The organism is Rhodococcus sp. PD04 (genome assembly GCF_035918275.1).
GTDB classification, from domain to species: Bacteria; Actinomycetota; Actinomycetes; order Mycobacteriales; family Mycobacteriaceae; genus Rhodococcus; species Rhodococcus rhodochrous.
In genome coordinates this window covers 3,441,580-3,458,543 of record NZ_CP142143.1, presented here as the reverse complement: position 1 = coordinate 3,458,543, position 16,964 = coordinate 3,441,580, and the positions used below count along the sequence as shown (strand labels likewise).

Below are 16,964 nucleotides of genomic sequence, written 5' to 3'. Positions count from 1 at the left end.
GGAGAGGGGCCTGTGCCGTTCCTTCCCGGAGCTAGACTGCTCGACTGGCTGTCGACGAGTGGGTTGCTGATCGCGCTCACCGTTCTGGGTGCTGTCCTCATCGCCCGGTTCATCTCGTGGATCGGTAGCCGCATCACGCGGCGCATCGACGATCGCTACACCCAGTCCGACGACCTCGTACGTTCCGAGGCGACGAAGCACCGCCACTCGGTCGCCCAGGTCGTCACGTGGATGGCGATCTCGTTCGTGTACATCGTCGCGACCCTGAAGGTGTTCGACTATCTCCAGCTACCCATCGGCAGCCTGGTCGCGCCGGCGACCGTGCTCGGCGCCGCGCTCGGCTTCGGTGCCCAGCGCATCGTGCAGGACATCCTCGCGGGCTTCTTCATCATCACCGAACGGCAGTACGGCTTCGGCGACACCGTGCAGATCTCCGTGACCGGTGCGTCCGAGGACGCGATCGGCACCGTCGAGGATGTCACGCTGCGCGTCACCCGGGTGCGCAGCACGGCGGGTGAGGTCATCACCGTCCCCAACGGGCAGATCAACAAGGCCGTCAACCTGTCGAAGGACTGGGCGCGCGCCGTCGTGGACGTGCCGATCCCGGTGACCGCCGACATCGCCGACGTCACCGAGATCCTGCGCGAACTGGGCGTCGCTGCGTACAAGGAACCCCGCTTGCGGGAGCTGCTGCTCGACCAGCCGAGCGTGATGGGTGTCGAGAGCCTCGAGGTGGATCAGCTCAGCGTCCGCATGGTCGCGCGCACGCTGCCCGGCAAGCAGTTCCAGGTGGGTCGTCTGCTGCGTGCACGGATCGCGCGGGCGCTGCGTGAACAGGGCATCACCGTCACGCCCCAGCTCGACACCGCCAGCGTGGTCGATCGGGTGGAGGCACAGTGACATCGGGTGGAGGGGCATCGGGTGGCGGTCCGGCGACCGAGCCGGAGGAGCCGCACCGCAGGCGCATCCCGTCACACCTCCTCGGTGGGCGGATCAGGACCACGACCTTCGCGTTGTGCACCCTGTGGCTCGCCCTGTGGGTGACCTACCTGTTCCTCAACCAGCCCGAGGACACCCCCGATGCGCCGTCGACCGCCGTGATCATCTCCGAGACGCCCTACGTGCCGTACGTGCCGCCGGCGACCACGGTTCCGCAGGAGGAGTTCGTGCCGGAGACCACCGACACGCCCTATCCGCCGACGACCTCGTCGACCTTCCCGCCGACGACGGCGACCGGCGTGCCGGGCAGGGAACAGGGCGGGACGCCGTCGCAGGATGCCACGACGACAGCGCCCCCCACCGCGACGAACAGGCAGTTCCCGTTCGACCTGCCCACGATCCCCGGACTGAACGACCAGCAGGATCCGACGGTGACCGAGGACACCGACACTCCGTCGTCGTAGAGCGCCGACGAGCCGGTGCCGTAGGTCACCGTCCGGTAACGGTTAGCATGTCCACGTGATCCGGCTGGAGAATGTGTCCAAGTCCTACAAGACGTCCACGCGTCCCGCGCTCGAAGGGGTCTCGGTGCACGTCGAGAAGGGCGAGTTCGTCTTTCTCATCGGTCCCTCCGGATCCGGGAAGTCGACCTTCCTCCGGTTGCTCCTGCGTGAGGAGAAGCCCACCACCGGCGACATCCACGTGGCCGATTTCCACGTCAACCGGCTGCCGGCGCGTCGCGTACCGAAGCTGCGCCAGAATCTCGGATGCGTCTTCCAGGACTTCCGGTTGCTCCAGCGCAAGACGGTCGCCGAGAACATCTCGTTCGCCCTCGAGGTGATCGGTAAGCCGCGCGGAGTGATCGAACGGACGGTGCCGGAGGTTCTCGACCTGGTGGGACTGTCCGGCAAGGCCGACCGGTTGCCCGCCGAACTGTCCGGCGGCGAACAGCAGCGCGTCGCGATCGCGCGCGCGTTCGTCAACCGGCCGCTCGTGCTGATGGCCGACGAACCGACCGGCAACCTCGACCCGGAGACCAGCCAGGACATCATGCTGCTGCTCGAACGCATCAACCGCACGGGCACGACGGTGCTCATGGCGACCCACGACCACCACATCGTCGACTCGATGCGGCGACGGGTCGTCGAACTCGATCTCGGACGCGTCGTGCGCGACGAGGCACGCGGCGTCTACGGCGTCGGCCGCTAGATCCCGTCACCCGAGCATCCCCACCAGGCAACCGAAGGAATCCCACCCGATGCGTGCCAGCTTCCTGTTCAGCGAGGTCACCACCGGCCTGCGCCGCAACCTCACCATGACCATCGCGATGATCCTCACCACGGCGATCTCCCTCGCGCTGTTCGGTGCGGGGCTGCTCGTGGTCCAGATGGCGGGCAAGACGGAACGGATCTTCCTCGACCGGGTCGAGGTGCAGGTGTTCCTGACCGAGGACATCTCCTCGCTCGATCCGGAGTGCGAGCAGGATCTCTGCTCCGACCTGCGCAGCGACCTCGAGAGCACCGACGACGTGGTGTCGGTCCAGTACCTGAGCCGCGACGACGCCGTCCTCGACGCCACCGATCGTGTCTTCGCCGATCAGCCCGAACTCGCCGAACTCGTGAGTGCCGACAGCTTCCCCGCCTCCTTCAAGATCAAGATGTCCGATCCGGATCGATTCGCGGCGATCCAGGACGACTTCGGTACCAGGCCCGGCGTCGACAGCGTGCTCAACCAGCAGGATCTCGTCGAGCGTCTGTTCGGCGTGCTCGGCGGCATCCGCAACGGCGCGTTCGCCATCGCCACGATCCAGGCGATCGCGGCCGTGCTCCTGATCGCCAACATGGTGCAGATCGCGGCCTTCACCCGTCGCACCGAGGTCGGCATCATGCGGCTGGTCGGCGCGACCCGCTGGTACACGCAGCTGCCCTTCCTCCTCGAAGCGGTGATCGCCGCGATCGTGGGTGCCGCACTCGCCATCGGAGGCCTCTTCGTCGCCAAGAGCATGTTCGTCGACGACATGCTCACCGAGGTCTACGACGCGAACATCGTCGCCCGCATCACCGACAGCGACATCCTTCTGGTTTCGCCGTTCCTGGTCCTCATGGGTGTGGGAATGGCCGCTCTCACCTCGTATGTGACCTTGCGTCTGTACGTGCGTGAATAAGGTGTTGTGCGAGGTTCCTATGCTGGACGGTGTTCTGTTCGATCGATCGTGGACCGGAAAGGCCTGCACGTGAAGGAAAAGGGCCGGAAGGTCATCGCGACCAACCGGAAGGCGCGCCACAACTACACCATCCTCGATACCTACGAGGCGGGCATCGCCCTCGTCGGTACCGAGGTCAAGAGCCTGCGGGAGGGGAAGGCCTCCCTGGTCGACGCATTCGCGACCGTCGACGACGGCGAGGTGTGGTTGCGGGGTCTGCACATTCCGGAATACGGGCACGGCACATGGACCAACCATGCTCCGCGCCGCACCCGCAAGCTGCTGCTGCACCGTCGCGAGATCGACGCGCTCGTCGGCAAGACCCGGGAGGGCAACCAGACCCTCGTGCCGCTGTCGATGTACTTCTCCGACGGCAAGGTCAAGGTCGAGCTCGCGCTTGCCAAGGGCAAGCAGGACTACGACAAGCGTCAGGATCTCGCCCGCCGGACCGCCGAACGTGAGGTGACCCGCGAGCTCGGCCGGCGGGTGAAGGGCATGAGCCGCTGATCGCGGTCGCGCTCGCGCTGCTCGCGGCGGTCGGGTACGGCCTCAGCGATTTCGCCGGGGGTGCCGCCTCCCGTCGCGCGAGCGCACTCGGCGTCGTAGCCGTCACCTATCCGGTGTCGCTCGTCGTGTCCCTGATCGCCGCGTCGATCGTCGGCGGCGACCTCACCGCGGCGTCCCTCGCGTGGGGTGCCGCAGCGGGCGTGGCCGGCGGCATCGCCGTCTGGTGGTTCTATCTCGCACTGGCGAACGGGCCGATGTCGGTCGTCTCACCGGTCACCGCTGTCGTCGTGGCCGGGATCCCCGTGCTGGTCGGGATCGCGACGGGGGACCGGCCCGGTCTGCTCGCCTATCTCGGCATCGTCGTCGCGGTGATCGCGGTGGGGCTGGTCAGCCGCGAATCCGACGAGACCGTCACCGGTGTCGGACACCCGCGCTTCACGTCGAGGATCGCGTGGTGGACGGTCGGATCGGGCATCGCCTTCGCGTTGTCGTTCATCGGCCTCGGTCAGGTCGGCACCGGTACCGGTCTGTGGCCGCTCGCCGCTTCCCGCGCGACCGCCACCCTCGTGGTCTGGCTGGTGATCGCTTTCTCGTGGCGCACCGTGGTGTGGCCGATCCGGTCGCTCCTGCCGATCCTGATCGGGATCGGCGCGATCGACGTGATCGCGAACGGTGCACTGCTGTTCGCCTACCAGCACGGCCTGCTGTCGCTGGTGAGCGTGATCGCGGCGCTGTATCCGGCGGTGACGGTGCTGCTCGCCGTCATAGTGCTCGGTGAGCGCGTGAGCCGGGTGAAACTGCTCGGCCTGCTCGCAGCCGGACTGGCCGTCGCACTCGTCAGCCTGCCCGGCTGATCCGGGGTGGGAAGAACACGAATCCTGGAGGCGTTGGACCCGGCATCGCGGAAAGCGCGTCGTCGGACGGAGCACTACGGACAACACCCGGCGACGCCGGACTCGGAGAAAGCCGAGGACAACATGACCGAAACCGTTTCTTCCACCCTCTCGATTCCCGATGCGGTCCTGAAGCGACTGACCGACGAATCCGTGGTCTGGCTGACCACCGTCGACCGCCACGGCGGACCCGTCCCCACGCCCGTGTGGTTCCTGTGGTCCGGTGATAGTTTCCTGTTCTTCTCGCAGCCCGGCACGGCCAAGCTCGCCAACATCACCGCCCGCCCACGGGTCGCCGTCAACCTCGAAGCCGACAGCGGTGGCGGGCACGTCGCGGTGTTCACCGGGACGGCCGCGGTCACCGAGAGCGTCGACGACGACGAGTGGCGGCGGTACGTCGACAAGTACGCAGCGGGTATGCGCTCGCTCGACTACAGTCCGGACGCCTTCCGGGCCGATTACTCCGTCCCCGTCCGGGTCACCCCGGCCCGGTTCCGTGGCTGGTGAGCGGCGGTGTGAGCAGGCTCATGACCCGGCCGCGAATCGTTTCCGGAAATGGGAATGACATCGGGCCTTCGGGTCGTTACAGTAGGTAGTCCTGCGAAGGTCGCAGGCGCGTACGGGGCTGAACGGTTTCGACTGCGTACGTTGAGCAAGGGGAAGCGTGTCGGTGCAGGCAAGAGACCACCGTAAGCGTCGCTGCAACCAATTAAGCGCCGAGTCCACTCAGCGCGAGTACGCCCTCGCTGCCTAAGCGAGCGCGTCTCTGTCAGCCCGGGTTTGCTCTCGACCCGGTTCCTGGCATCGACTAGAGAGCTCTACCGTACGGCTCGGTCGCGGAGACGTGCGGGACAACAAACAGCGACTGGGATCGTCATCTCGTCTTGTTCGCGAGAACGGGAGATCCGAGTAGAGACATAGCGAACTGCACACGGAGAAGCCCTCGCGAGGCGGCGGAGGACCCGGGTTCGATTCCCGGCAGCTCCACCATCGACCCGGGTAGGAGATCGACCATTCGATCACCTACCCGGGTTTCGTTTTGTTCGGGGTGGCCGGATCGGCAGTGGCAGGAAGGGCAGTGCCCGAGAAGCGGCAGTGCCCTGGAAACAGCGGTGCCCTGGAAACAGCGGTGCCCGCCGTCGAGACTCAGGGTGTGAGTGTTCTCGACGGCGGGCGCGGTCGCTGTCGGTCCCGGAGACGTCGGAGACGACGCCGAAACAGCGAGAGCGAAACGAAGAAATGTCCTCCCCGGCATCGTCTTCATTTCGTTCACTGAAGTTAGCTGTATGAGGCCATGACGTTGGTGACACCGGTCCGGAGTTTGCTCGCGGGCGGCCGATTACCGACGGCAGTATGCGGACGATGATAGTTGTAGTGCACATTCCACACCTGTAGCGCCTGGGCGCGTTGCCGTTCGCTGACCCAGACGCGGGCGTAGAGGAACTCCTCGGCCAGAATCCGGTTGTAGCGCTCGACCTTCCCGTTGTGACGAGGGGTGTACGGGGTGATCCGTTGATGCCGGCCACCGTGGAGCACTTTCGCGAAGTCCTTCGCCCGGTAGCAGGACCCGTTGTCGGTGACCACCCGGTGGATGTGCACGATGCCGTGGGCGGCGAAGAACACTCTCGCCCGGTGCATGAACCCGATTGCCGTGGCGGCTTTCTCGTCGGCCAGGGCCTCGGTGTAGGCGAGGCGGGAGAACCCGTCGACCGCCGAATGCAGGTAGACGTAGCCGGCGCGGGCACCGGCGGTCTTGGCGCGCTCGACCTTCTTGGCCTGCTCCGAGCCCTTGCCGTGGACACGCCAGCCACCACCGTCGGGAATCCGGCCGACCTTCTTGATGTCGACGTGCACCATGTGGCCGGGCCAGCGGGCGATGATCCGGCGTGGCTGGCGGTTGTTCTCGCCGTTCGGATCGAGGAACCTGCGCCGGTTCAAGCCGAGGTGAGCGAGGTGCCGGCTGACGGTGCGTACCGAGATGCTGATGCCGTCGGCGGCGAGCTCGTGTGCGATACGAGCCGCGGACCACTTGTGCTTCCGTCGCAGGGTCTCGATCCGCGCCACGGTCTCGGCCGGGGTCGCGGTGGGCTGGTGGTGCGGGACGCTGGGGCGGTCGAGCAGGCCGAGTTCACCGTGTTCGCGGTAGCGGGCCATCCATTTGCTGGCGCAGGCCCGGGAGATCCCCATCTCGGCGGCGACATGGGACAGCGGACGAGTCTGGCACCGCTCGACGAGACGGCGGCGACCTTCGACGGACAGTGGGGCGTTACGGTGGAGCACGGACGGGTTCTTTCGTTCGGCGGATGAGTTGGTGGTACTTCCCATCCTGCCGTCGGAAGGCCCGTCCGCCTTCGTCAGCCCCTGGTGGTGTCTACAACGTCATGACCCGCAACAGTTAGCCCACCTAATTGTGAGCACCAACATTACTTTCGAGTCAGAAACTTTGGTCCCGCGGCCGCGATGACCTTTTCGTCCGTTGTCCGTATCGACGCGCGGATCGGGGTACTCATCCCGCGCGTGCCGCGGATCGGCGGCAAGATGAGAACACCACCTTCGACGAGGAGAGCACATGGCGCACGAACGAGCGGGACAGCCGGCCACCGCGGCGGATCTCGAAGATCTCGCACACCTTGTCACCGCCTACTACACCGTGCAACCGGATCCCGAGAATGCTTCGCAGCAGGTGGCTTTCGGTACGTCCGGCCATCGCGGCTCGAGCCTCGACGGTGCGTTCAACGAAGCCCACATCCTCGCGACCACCCAGGCCATCGTCGAATATCGCGCCCAGCAGGGCACATCGGGCCCGCTGTTCCTCGGCCGCGACACGCACGCCCTGTCCGAACCGGCGTGGGCGAGTGCACTCGAAGTGCTCGTCGCGAACGACGTCGAGGTGGTCGTCGACTCCCGCGACCGTTACACCCCGACCCCGGCCGTCAGTCATGCGATCCTGCAGCACAATTCCGGGTCGGGTGCCCGCGCCGACGGCATCGTCGTCACCCCCTCTCACAACCCTCCGCGCGACGGCGGCTTCAAGTACAACCCGCCGTCGGGCGGGCCGGCCGACAGCGATGCGACGTCGGTCATCGCCGCCCGCGCCAACGAACTGCTCGCCGCCGGACTCGACGGAGTGAAGCGGGTGCCGCTCTCCTCGGCCCTCGCCTCGGCAGGACGACACGACTTCCTCGCCGCGTACATCGACGATCTGCCGAACATCGTCGATCTCGACGTCGTCCGCGCCGCCGGGATACGGATCGGTGCCGACCCGTTGGGTGGTGCGAGCGTCGACTATTGGGGCGAGATCGCCGAACGGCACGCGCTCGACCTCACCGTCGTCAATCCGCTCGTCGACGCCACCTGGCGGTTCATGACGCTCGACACCGACGGGAAGATCCGGATGGACTGCTCGTCGCCGAACGCCATGGCGTCGCTGATCAGCAATCGCGGGGCCTACGACCTCGCGACGGGCAACGACGCCGACGCCGACCGGCACGGCATCGTCACCCCCGATGCCGGTCTGCTCAATCCGAACCACTATCTCGCCGTCGCGATCGACTATCTGTTCCGGAACCGCCCGGGCTGGGCGGAGTCGAGCAAGGTGGGCAAGACGCTCGTGAGCTCGTCGATGATCGACCGGGTCGCCGCCGGTCTCGGCCGCGACCTGCTCGAGGTGCCGGTGGGCTTCAAGTGGTTCGTGCCCGGGCTGAGCGACGGGTCGCTGGGCTTCGGTGGGGAGGAGAGTGCCGGTGCGTCCTTCCTCCGGCGCGACGGCTCGGTGTGGACCACCGACAAGGACGGCATCGTCCTCGCCCTGCTCGCAGCGGAGATCACCGCAGTGACGGAGAAGAGCCCGTCCCGCTACTACGCCGATCTCGTCGATCGGTACGGCGACCCCGCCTATGCGCGTGTGGACGCCCCGGCGACGCGCGAGCAGAAGGCGGTGCTGTCGAAGCTGTCGCCGGAGCAGGTCGGCGCCACCGAACTGGCCGGCGAACCGATCACCGCGACGCTCACCGAGGCTCCCGGCAACGGCGCCGCGATCGGCGGCCTGAAGGTCACCACCGAGAACGCGTGGTTCGCCGCCCGCCCCTCCGGAACCGAGGACGTCTACAAGATCTACGCCGAATCGTTCCGCGGCCCCGATCATCTCGCCGAGGTCCAGCAGGCGGCACGCGAACTCGTCTCGTCCGTCCTGTCCTGAGTCCGCTCGCCCACCGCGCGACCGGGCGAGGTCGTGCGCCTCGCTAACATCGTGGACATCATGCGGACACGTGACGCGGCGTTGCCGCGGGAAATCTGGGTTCTGGTCGTCGCGAGTTTCGTGATCGCGCTCGGCTTCGGTCTCGTCGCTCCCGCGCTGCCCCAATTCGCGCGCAGCTTCGACGTCGGTGTGACGGCGGCGACGGTCGTCGTCTCGTCGTTCGCGGCGATGCGGCTGCTCTTCGCACCCGCGAGCGGGTCGCTGGTGCAGAAGCTGGGGGAGCGGCCCGTCTACATCACGGGCCTGCTCATCGTCGCCCTGTCGACGGGTGCGTGCGCGTTCGCGGCGAGCTACTGGCAGCTGCTCGTCTTCCGTGCGCTCGGCGGCATCGGGTCGACGATGTTCACGGTGTCGGCGCTCGGTCTGCTCGTGCGGATCGCGCCCCCAGACGCCCGCGGGCGCGTCTCCGGCCTGTACGCGACCAGCTTCCTCATGGGCAACATCCTCGGCCCGCTCTTCGGCGGTGCCCTGATCGGACTGGGGCTGCGCGCACCCTTCCTCATCTACGCCGTGGCGTTGCTCGTGGCTGCCTCGGTCGTGGGGATCAGCCTGCGTTCGTCGGAGCTCGCCCGTCCCGACAGCGGGGACGGCGTGCCCGTCATGCGCCTGCGCGACGCGCTGCGCTCGCCGATCTACCGCGCGGCGCTGGGATCGAACTTCGCCAACGGCTGGGTGGTGTTCGGGGTCCGCGTGGCGATGGTGCCGCTGTTCGTCGTCGAGGCCCTCGACGAGGGTGAGGCGTTCGCAGGTGTCGCGCTGACCGCCTTCGCAGTGGGCAACGCTCTGGTCCTCATCAAGTCGGGCAAGCTGTCCGACCGGTTCGGGCGGCGCCCCTTCGTCCTGGCCGGCCTGGTGGTGTGCGGGGTCAGCACGATCGCGATGGGCTTCACCGAGAGCGTCGTCTGGTTCCTCATCACGTCGTTCGTGGCGGGTATGGGGTCCGGACTGTCGAACCCCTCGCAGCAGGCCGCTGTGGCGGACGTCGTGGGCAGCAAGGCCCGGGGCGGACCGGTGCTCGCGACCTTCCAGATGGTCGCCGATGTCGGCGCGGTGATCGGCCCGGTCGCCGCCGGCTTCCTCGCGGACCGGTTGTCGTACTCGACGGCCTTCGCGGTCACGGGCGTCATCATGCTGGCGGCGACCCTGCCGTGGTTCCTCGCCGGACGCCCCCGTGTCGCGGAGCAGGCGACACCGGTGACCGACGACACGGCACGGTGAGACGACCGCCCGGTACTGTCGCCCGCATGTGGGTCGGTCTCGTCTCCACGCTCGCCCGATACGGTCTCGCGGCGGTGTGGCTCGTCTCCGGTTGGGTGAAGTTCTCGGACCCGACGCAGACCGTCGTGGCGGTACGGGCGTACCAGATCCTGCCGACCGACTGGGTGCGGCCGTTCGCCACCGTCTTCCCTGTGCTGGAGTTGGCCCTCGGGCTGGTCCTGCTCGTCGGTCTCGCGACGCGCTGCGCAGCGCTCGTCAGCGCCCTGGGACTGGTCGCGCTCGTCGCCGCGATCGCCTCGGCATGGGCGCGCGGTCTGTCGATCGACTGCGGCTGCTTCGGGGGAGGAGGCGTGGTCGAGGGTGTCGACGGACGCGACTATGCCGTCGAGATCGCCCGCGACCTCGGTTTCCTGGCGATGTCGATATGGCTGGTCGTCCGGCCGCGCACCTGGTTCGCGCTCGGTCCGGGCTCACGGGTTTCCCTCTCAGCAGCCCCTCAGCCGTCGATGGCAGAGTGAGATCGTCCTTTCCCACCGACGAGCAGCAGAGGCAGCATCCGTGAGCGCGAAGAAGGTCTCATCCGGCAAGTACACACCGAAGCCGACGTCGAACAGGTTCACCTACATTCTCGGCGGCATCGCGATCCTGGTGATCGGTGCGCTCGTCGTCGGTGGGGTCCTGTGGTCGTCGGGTGGCAGCGATCCCCGCAACGACGGTTACGGCTCCGTGCAGAACGCCGCGGTGGAGGTCACGATCGAGGACGACGGCGCGATCCTGCTGGGCCGTCCCGATGCCTCGCGGACCGTCGACCTGTTCGAGGACCCGATGTGCCCCTACTGCGCCGAACTCGAACACAAGCACTCGCAGGAGCTCTCCCAGGCGATCGACGACGGGCAGCTGGCGGTGCGGTACCGGATGCTCGCCTTCCTCGACCGGGCGTCGAGCAGCGGCGACTACTCGACCCGCGCCGTAGCGGCGGCGCAGTGTGTCGCCGAGAGCGGGGACGCCCGCGCGTTCTCCGCATTCCACGACGCCCTGCTGTCGCCCGACAACCAGCCGGCCGAGGGCGGCAAGGGTGACATCGACAATGCGGGTCTCGCGCAGATGGCCCGCGACGCGGGTGCATCCGAGGACGTCGCACAGTGCATCACCGACGGTGCCCGGATCGAACAGGCCTCGGCCGACGCGGAGGCAGGACGCCAGCTCCTGGCCACGACCGGCGCGGCCGGCACCCCGGCCGTCGTGTACGAGGGAACAGTCGTCGACGCGCTCGGCAACGAGAACTGGGTGAGCGAACTCGTCGGATAGACGACGCGGTGGCGGGAGTCCGCGCAGGATGCGTGCTCCCGCCACGGTCACGCCGTCTACCAGCCGATTTGTTGGCGTCGAGCGCGATGGTGTAGTTTTCTTTCAGCGCGAAGGGGTTACCGGAGCGCGACGGTACAACCGAATACGGGGCTATGGCGCAGCTGGTAGCGCACCACACTGGCAGTGTGGGGGTCAGGGGTTCGAGTCCCCTTAGCTCCACAAGATCGCTACAGGCGAGAGTTCACGCTCTCGCCTGTAGTCTTCGGTGGCGGTCCCCGTCAGGGCCGTGCAAGGGGCTATGGCGCAGCTGGTAGCGCACCACACTGGCAGTGTGGGGGTCAGGGGTTCGAGTCCCCTTAGCTCCACCATAGGTGAACCCCCAGGTCAGAGACTTGGGGGTTCACTGTTGCTACTGGACGCGCAATCTGGACGTGGCGCTGAGCAGGGGAAATCCTGGTTGTGAGGGTTCTAGTTCCCCTAAAGTGTCTTCGTTGCTCCTGGTGTTGATTAGGTCGGGAGGACTCGGCTGCCTTCAGGCCAGCTGGCTGTCGGTTGTCAGGGCCGGGTTCGTCCGTGGGTTGTCGCGAGTTCGGACGCCGCGTTCGCGCAGTCGGGTCAGGACTGTGGTCGGGTTGACGGCGATGTGTCGGGCTACCTTGGCCAGGGACCAGCCTCGGCTGTAGAGGTCGATCGCGTGGTCGGCTTGTTCGGTTGAACAGGGCGTCCATATTGCCGGCTACCGCGTAGTCGGGGTGCAGGACGGGTCCGACCTCTAGCAGCGCTGGCGACTGCGCGTGCCAGAACACGCCGAGGTCGAATTTGGATGCGTAGCTGTCCGGGTAGGTGACGGTGAGCTGTACCAGATCCGGGGTCCGGCGAACGATCGTGACCGAGCATTACCGTGCCCACTGATCAACAGATCGCGGTGTCCGCGAGCAGCTGTTGTAGGTCGGGGAGTGGTTGAGCGCAGATCGCACGTGCTTCCTCATCGGGAACTCCGACGAAACGCAGTAGATCCTCGGTGATTCGGTCGCTGGCGGCCGCGTCGTCGCGGTCGGGCTGGTCGTGCAGCAGTTGACCGAGGAACACGACGGCTCCGGACACCACAACGAGCGTGAGGTCGAGGTCGGGGATCGAGAAGCGGCCGGCTTCGATGCCGCTGGCGAGGTCGCGGCGGGCGCGTGCGGCAAGTCCGCGATCCGATGACATCTGGCCGGGTGCTGCCGAGAGTACGACCTTGCTCATCTTTGGTGCGAGTCGATGCAGGCGTCCGGTCAACCGGACGGATTGCGCGAAGATTTCTGCCGGATCGGTCAGGTGGTCGGTCAGCGCATCGAGTACATCGCCGAGCGCCTCTAGCGCGTTGTCGACCGCTGCTTCGAACAGCTGTTCCTTCGTTTCGAAGTGATTGTAGAAGGAACCCATCCCGACGTCGGCGAGCTGCGTGATCTGCAGGACGGGTACGTTCTGATTCCCTGCCGCGAGCAGTGATTGGGCAGCGCTGATGAGCGCTGTCCGAGTTCTCAGCTTGCGGCGTTCGAGCCGATTCTGGGGAACGGTCACTCGGTCGATCATACCTGCGTGGTGTCAGTAATGACGATTCTGTCAATTGTCTTGACTGACGTGCTGTTCGTAGGTGACGATATCGTCATCAGTGAAGGTTGGTGACGATGGCCGACCATCACGGCACGCGCTGCGATCTCGCATGGGGTCCGGCGTCCCTTCCGTCTTTCGCAACACCACACGAAAGCTGTGACATGACCACTCTCGCCGTTGACAAATTTGACTCGGTCGGCGCGTGTTTCCTCGCTCAGGCCGGGAGGGCGCCGCATGCACCGGCGTTCCGTGCGCCCAATGAGACGGATACGGGCTGGCTGACCTTGACGTGGTCGGAGACTGCTCGGCGTGCCACGGACCTCGCCGCAGGTTTGCTTGCCTTGGGTGTGCTCGCGGAAGACCGGGTTGCCATTGCCGGCTCGACCCGTCTGGAATGGATCCTTGCCGATCTCGCCATTGCGCTGGCCGGCGCGGCGACCACCACTGTGTACCCGAGTACGAACGCCGAAGGTGTCGGCTACATCCTGGCGGACGCCGGCGCTGTCGTCGTCTTCGCCGAGGATCGTGATCAGCTGGCAAAGATTCGAGCCTCCGAAACCGCGGTGCGCCATGTTGTGCTGTTCGACGGCGACGCCGACGCTGCCGATGATTCGGTCCTCACGCTTGCGCAACTGGCGCTGCTCGGCCGCAGGCATCTTCGAGAAGACGCGGATGCTGTTGTCAAGTCCGTGCGGGCGGTCGGTCGCGATCAACTCGCGACGATCATCTACACCTCGGGCACCACGGGACGACCCAAAGGGGTGGAGCTGACCCATGCCAACTGGCTCTACTTGGGCGCGGCGGTGGCGAGTGAGGACGTTGTCCGGCCCGACCACGTGCAGTTTCTGTGGCTGCCGTTGTCCCATGTCTTCGGCAAGTTGCTGCTCGCCGCCCAGTACGAAACGGGGTTCGTTACGGCGGTGGACGGCCGGATAGACCGGATCGTCGACAACCTGCCGATCATCCGGCCGACCTTCATGGCCGCTGCACCGCGCGTTTTCGAGAAGATTCACGCCCGGGTCGTCAGCATGGTCACTGCCCAGGGGGGCATGCGGAAAGCCCTTTTCGACTGGGCTATCGCGGTCGGGGTCGACGCTGTTCGCCGACGCTCGGCCGGTCGGGCCACGGTGCTGCAACGGATGCAACTCTTCGTTGCTGACCGGCTCGTTTTCGCGCGGATCCGGCGAGGTTTCGGCGGACGGATCGAGTACCTCGTCTCCGGTAGTGCAGCATTGTCGCCGCAGATCGCCGAGTGGTTCGCGGCCATCGGCCTGGCGATCAACGAGGGATACGGCCTCACCGAGACCACGGGCGCCGCATTCGTGAACCGGCCGGGCGATATTCGTATCGGCACCGTCGGACAGCCCTTCCCGGGAACCGAGGTCCGCATCGCCGATGACGGAGAGATCATGCTGCGGGGGCCCGGGATCATGCGCGGCTACCACGGTCTACCAGAGCAAACTGCCGAGGTCATCGACGCCGACGGGTGGTTCGCCACCGGTGATATCGGTGAGGTCGATGCCGACGGGTTCCTGAAGATCACCGATCGTAAAAAGGATCTGGTCAAGACCAGCGGTGGAAAGTTCATCGCACCGGCCCTGATCGAATCGGCGGTAGTGGCCACCTGCCCACTGGTGTCGCAGGCAGTTGTGGTCGCCGACGGACGAAACTTCGTGAGCATTCTGCTGACCATCGACCCCGAAGTGCGCGGTGACCTGCCGGACGATGCAGTGTCGACAGCAGTCGAGCAGGCAATCACCGAGGTCAACTGCAGGCTCAACCGCTGGGAAACGATCAAACAGTACCGGATACTGCCACGCGATCTGACCGTGGAATCCGGCGAACTCACCCCGAGCCTCAAGGTGAAACGCGCCGTTGTGCTCCGCAATTACGCCGAGACGATCGAGGGTATCTACAGCGACCAGGCGGGCGCACTCCGATGAACGGTCGTCATGACGCTCATGCGGGTCTGCACAGCGCTGAGGGCGCCCGGCCGGGTGAACACCTGGGACGGGCAGTGAACCCGGTGGTGAAGGTCGTGGATCTGGCCTGGCTGGAGTTCGAAAAACCCGACCTTCGCCGGGCCGAGGCGTTCGCCCATGCGTTCGGGTTCGCGACCGCGTCCCGGACCGAGGCCGAGTTGCAGCTCCGTGGAACCGAACCTGGTTCACCATGCATTCGGGTACGCCGCGCTCCCCGCTCCCGATTCCTCGGTCCGGCATTTCGCGCCGCCGAAAGGTCGGATCTGAAGCGACTCGGCGACGCAGTGGGGTCGCGAGTTGTGGCGCTACCCGAATCGATCGGTGGGATGGCGGTTACGCTCGTCGACCCGAGCGGGCTTCGCGTCAGAGTTGTCTGCGACACCCGTGAACTCGATGCGTTACCGGCACCCCCTCCGTTGAGCCTCAACTTCGGGGAACGCCTGACTCGGATCAACAGCACGCAGCGTTCCCCGCGAGCGCCGGCGCGTATTCAGCGTCTGGGGCACGTAGTCGTCCAGACGACACGGTATCGGCAGACGCTCGATTGGTACCTGCAGAACCTTGGCTTGATCGTCAGCGATTTCCTGTTTTTCCCGGGGCAGCGGGATCGTGGCCCGGTCATGAGTTTCATCCGATGCGATCAGGGGTCGATCCCGGTCGATCACCATACGCTCGCGCTGACCCTCGGTCCCTCGAATCGATACGTCCACTCGGCTTTTCAGGTGGCCGACCTGGACACACTCGCTGCGGGCGGTGAATATCTCCAGGATCACGGATATCGCCGGTCATGGGGTATCGGGCGGCATATTCAAGGGAGCCAGATCTTCGATTACTGGCGCGATCCCGACGGCTTCCTGGTCGAGCATTTCAGCGACGGTGACATGTTCGACAACACCCTCGAGCCAGGTTGGGCTCCCATGACGGCCTCCGGCCTGTCTCAATGGGGTCCACCGGCGACGCGAGATTTCCTGGGGATATCGCCCGGCCCGGAATCGCTGCGTGAGCTGCTTTCGATATTTCGCGCAGTCGGTGGGAACGACAACGAATTCGACCTTCGCCGGTTATTCGGCCTGATGAAAGTAGCCCGTACATGACTGTGACTGTTCTTCGCACCGCCGATGCCTGGTGGGTGCAAACACCCGCAGGAGCGGCCCGGATCGATACGGATGCGACAACCACCGCCGAACTTCTCGCTGTCCGGCCCGCGATCAACGCCGCGTGCCGCAACAGCGAAGTTGTTCCCATCAGCGAACTCGCGCCGCAATTGGTTCCGGTCAGTGAACTCGCGCTGGTGTCGCCGGTGACCGCTCCGTGCCGGGTTGTGGCGCAGATGACGAATTTCGCGTCGCATGTCAAGGATTCGGGAGGCGATCCGGAGTCGGTTCCGCTCACGTTCTTCCGCAAGACATCCGGTTCGGTGAGTGGGCCTTATGACGATGTGATTCGCCCCGAGCATGTGCGATTGCTCGACTACGAGGTCGAGATCGGGCTCGTCTTCGGCCGGGCGATGCCGGTCGGATCGCACATCGACGCAGCGAATCTGGCCGACTACATCGCCGGCCTGGTTGTCACGAACGACATCTCCGCACGCGATGTGCAACTCCCCAAAACCCAGTTCTACGAGGGAAAGTCATATCCGACTTTCACTCCGGTCGGTCCGGCGCTGGTGCTCATGGACGCCGACGAGTTGAAGCGATTCGACGAACTGAGGCTGCGACTGTGGGTCAACGGCGATATCCGCCAGGATATGACGGTGACCGACATGATTTACAAGCCGGTCGAGACTCTGCGAAGCCTGACTCGGTTCCAGCGTATGGATGCCGGGGATCTGTTGCTGACCGGGACGCCGATCGGCACTGCGCTCAGTGCACCACCCAAGCCCGTGGAGATGATCGGGTCGCTGCTGCCGCCGAAGCTGAAATGGAAGATATTCTTCGACCGCCAGGCCAAGAATCCGAAGTACCTCCAACCCGGGGACCTCATCGAAGTATTTATCGGCACCGACGACGGAGCCATCGACCTCGGTACCCAGCGCACCACCGTGCGAGGCGCGCGCTGAG

The 16,964-nt window shown here is 66.0% G+C and carries 16 protein-coding genes, 2 tRNA genes and 1 other RNA gene; 17 read left to right on the top strand and 2 right to left on the bottom strand.

The genetic code is table 11. The annotated features are described in order from the left end of the window. Positions 1-12 precede the first annotated feature (12 nt). The 8 genes from U9J23_RS15975 to ssrA all read left to right on the top strand — a co-directional run bounded on the left by U9J23_RS15975 (position 13) and on the right by ssrA (position 5,532). Positions 13-900: a mechanosensitive ion channel family protein gene (locus U9J23_RS15975; protein ID WP_226949853.1), complete on the top strand. Its 888-nt coding sequence runs from the start codon at positions 13-15 to the stop codon at positions 898-900. Further along, positions 897-1,403 carry a hypothetical protein gene (locus U9J23_RS15970; protein ID WP_085468498.1) on the top strand — a complete coding sequence of 169 codons (507 nt, stop codon included), beginning with the start codon at positions 897-899 and terminating at the stop codon, positions 1,401-1,403. The genes U9J23_RS15975 and U9J23_RS15970 overlap by 4 nt, the downstream gene beginning before the upstream one ends. Positions 1,404-1,458: 55 nt before the next feature. Further along, positions 1,459-2,148: a cell division ATP-binding protein FtsE gene (gene ftsE / locus U9J23_RS15965; RefSeq protein WP_006550350.1), complete on the top strand. Its 690-nt coding sequence runs from the start codon at positions 1,459-1,461 to the stop codon at positions 2,146-2,148. A gap of 49 nt (positions 2,149-2,197) precedes the next feature. Further along, positions 2,198-3,103 carry a permease-like cell division protein FtsX gene (gene ftsX / locus U9J23_RS15960; RefSeq protein ID WP_059382203.1) on the top strand — a complete coding sequence of 302 codons (906 nt, stop codon included), beginning with the start codon at positions 2,198-2,200 and terminating at the stop codon, positions 3,101-3,103. Positions 3,104-3,172: 69 nt separating this feature from the next. Next, positions 3,173-3,649 carry an SsrA-binding protein SmpB gene (gene smpB, locus U9J23_RS15955; protein WP_024101458.1) on the top strand — a complete coding sequence of 159 codons (477 nt, stop codon included), beginning with the start codon at positions 3,173-3,175 and terminating at the stop codon, positions 3,647-3,649. Continuing rightward, the gene (locus U9J23_RS15950; protein WP_167388377.1) at positions 3,646-4,503 is read left to right on the top strand and encodes a DMT family transporter; all 858 of its coding nucleotides are present in this window, start codon (positions 3,646-3,648) and stop codon (positions 4,501-4,503) included. The genes smpB and U9J23_RS15950 overlap by 4 nt, the downstream gene beginning before the upstream one ends. Positions 4,504-4,626: 123 nt before the next feature. Continuing rightward, positions 4,627-5,049, top strand: a complete 423-nt coding sequence (locus U9J23_RS15945; protein WP_059382201.1) for a TIGR03667 family PPOX class F420-dependent oxidoreductase — start codon at positions 4,627-4,629, stop codon at positions 5,047-5,049. Between the two features lie 114 nt (positions 5,050-5,163). Next, positions 5,164-5,532, top strand: a transfer-messenger RNA (tmRNA) gene (gene ssrA, locus U9J23_RS15940). 288 nt (positions 5,533-5,820) lie between these two features. Here the strand turns inward: ssrA and U9J23_RS15935 are convergent. Beyond that, on the bottom strand, positions 5,821-6,822 hold the full coding sequence (locus U9J23_RS15935) for an IS481-like element ISRae1 family transposase (RefSeq protein ID WP_326598798.1): 1,002 nt from the start codon (positions 6,820-6,822) through the stop codon (positions 5,821-5,823). A 289-nt stretch (positions 6,823-7,111) separates the two neighbouring features. Between U9J23_RS15935 and pgm the strand changes: the two genes are divergently transcribed. From pgm to U9J23_RS15905, 6 genes are all read left to right on the top strand, one after another. Further along, positions 7,112-8,740 (top strand): phosphoglucomutase (alpha-D-glucose-1,6-bisphosphate-dependent), encoded by a 1,629-nt coding sequence (gene pgm / locus U9J23_RS15930; RefSeq protein WP_059384788.1) that lies wholly within the window; start codon positions 7,112-7,114, stop codon positions 8,738-8,740. A gap of 60 nt (positions 8,741-8,800) precedes the next feature. Continuing rightward, positions 8,801-10,018, top strand: coding sequence for an MFS transporter (locus U9J23_RS15925; protein ID WP_179161718.1), 1,218 nt, complete (start codon positions 8,801-8,803; stop codon positions 10,016-10,018). Between the two features lie 26 nt (positions 10,019-10,044). Beyond that, positions 10,045-10,536 (top strand): MauE/DoxX family redox-associated membrane protein, encoded by a 492-nt coding sequence (locus U9J23_RS15920; RefSeq protein WP_272267192.1) that lies wholly within the window; start codon positions 10,045-10,047, stop codon positions 10,534-10,536. A 40-nt stretch (positions 10,537-10,576) separates the two neighbouring features. Beyond that, positions 10,577-11,326, top strand: a complete 750-nt coding sequence (locus U9J23_RS15915) for a DsbA family protein (RefSeq protein WP_326598794.1) — start codon at positions 10,577-10,579, stop codon at positions 11,324-11,326. A 146-nt stretch (positions 11,327-11,472) separates the two neighbouring features. Further along, a tRNA-Ala gene (locus tag U9J23_RS15910) sits at positions 11,473-11,545 on the top strand. Between the two features lie 73 nt (positions 11,546-11,618). Beyond that, positions 11,619-11,694 (top strand) — tRNA-Ala (locus U9J23_RS15905). A gap of 544 nt (positions 11,695-12,238) precedes the next feature. On the opposite strand, the gene U9J23_RS15900 is transcribed toward U9J23_RS15905, so the two are convergent. Beyond that, positions 12,239-12,901, bottom strand: coding sequence for a TetR/AcrR family transcriptional regulator (locus U9J23_RS15900; RefSeq protein WP_106199274.1), 663 nt, complete (start codon positions 12,899-12,901; stop codon positions 12,239-12,241). A 182-nt stretch (positions 12,902-13,083) separates the two neighbouring features. Here U9J23_RS15900 and U9J23_RS15895 point away from each other — a divergent pair, with 182 nt between their 5' ends. Genes U9J23_RS15895 through U9J23_RS15885 form a run of 3 tightly spaced genes read left to right on the top strand, consistent with a single transcriptional unit; the run spans position 13,084 to position 16,963 of the window. After that, positions 13,084-14,865: an AMP-dependent synthetase/ligase gene (locus U9J23_RS15895; RefSeq protein WP_085468495.1), complete on the top strand. Its 1,782-nt coding sequence runs from the start codon at positions 13,084-13,086 to the stop codon at positions 14,863-14,865. Next, positions 14,862-15,998, top strand: a complete 1,137-nt coding sequence (locus U9J23_RS15890) for a VOC family protein (protein ID WP_326598790.1) — start codon at positions 14,862-14,864, stop codon at positions 15,996-15,998. The genes U9J23_RS15895 and U9J23_RS15890 overlap by 4 nt, the downstream gene beginning before the upstream one ends. Continuing rightward, positions 15,995-16,963 (top strand): fumarylacetoacetate hydrolase family protein, encoded by a 969-nt coding sequence (locus U9J23_RS15885; protein WP_059384782.1) that lies wholly within the window; start codon positions 15,995-15,997, stop codon positions 16,961-16,963. Before U9J23_RS15890 ends, U9J23_RS15885 begins: the two co-directional genes overlap by 4 nt. Position 16,964 lies beyond the last annotated feature (1 nt).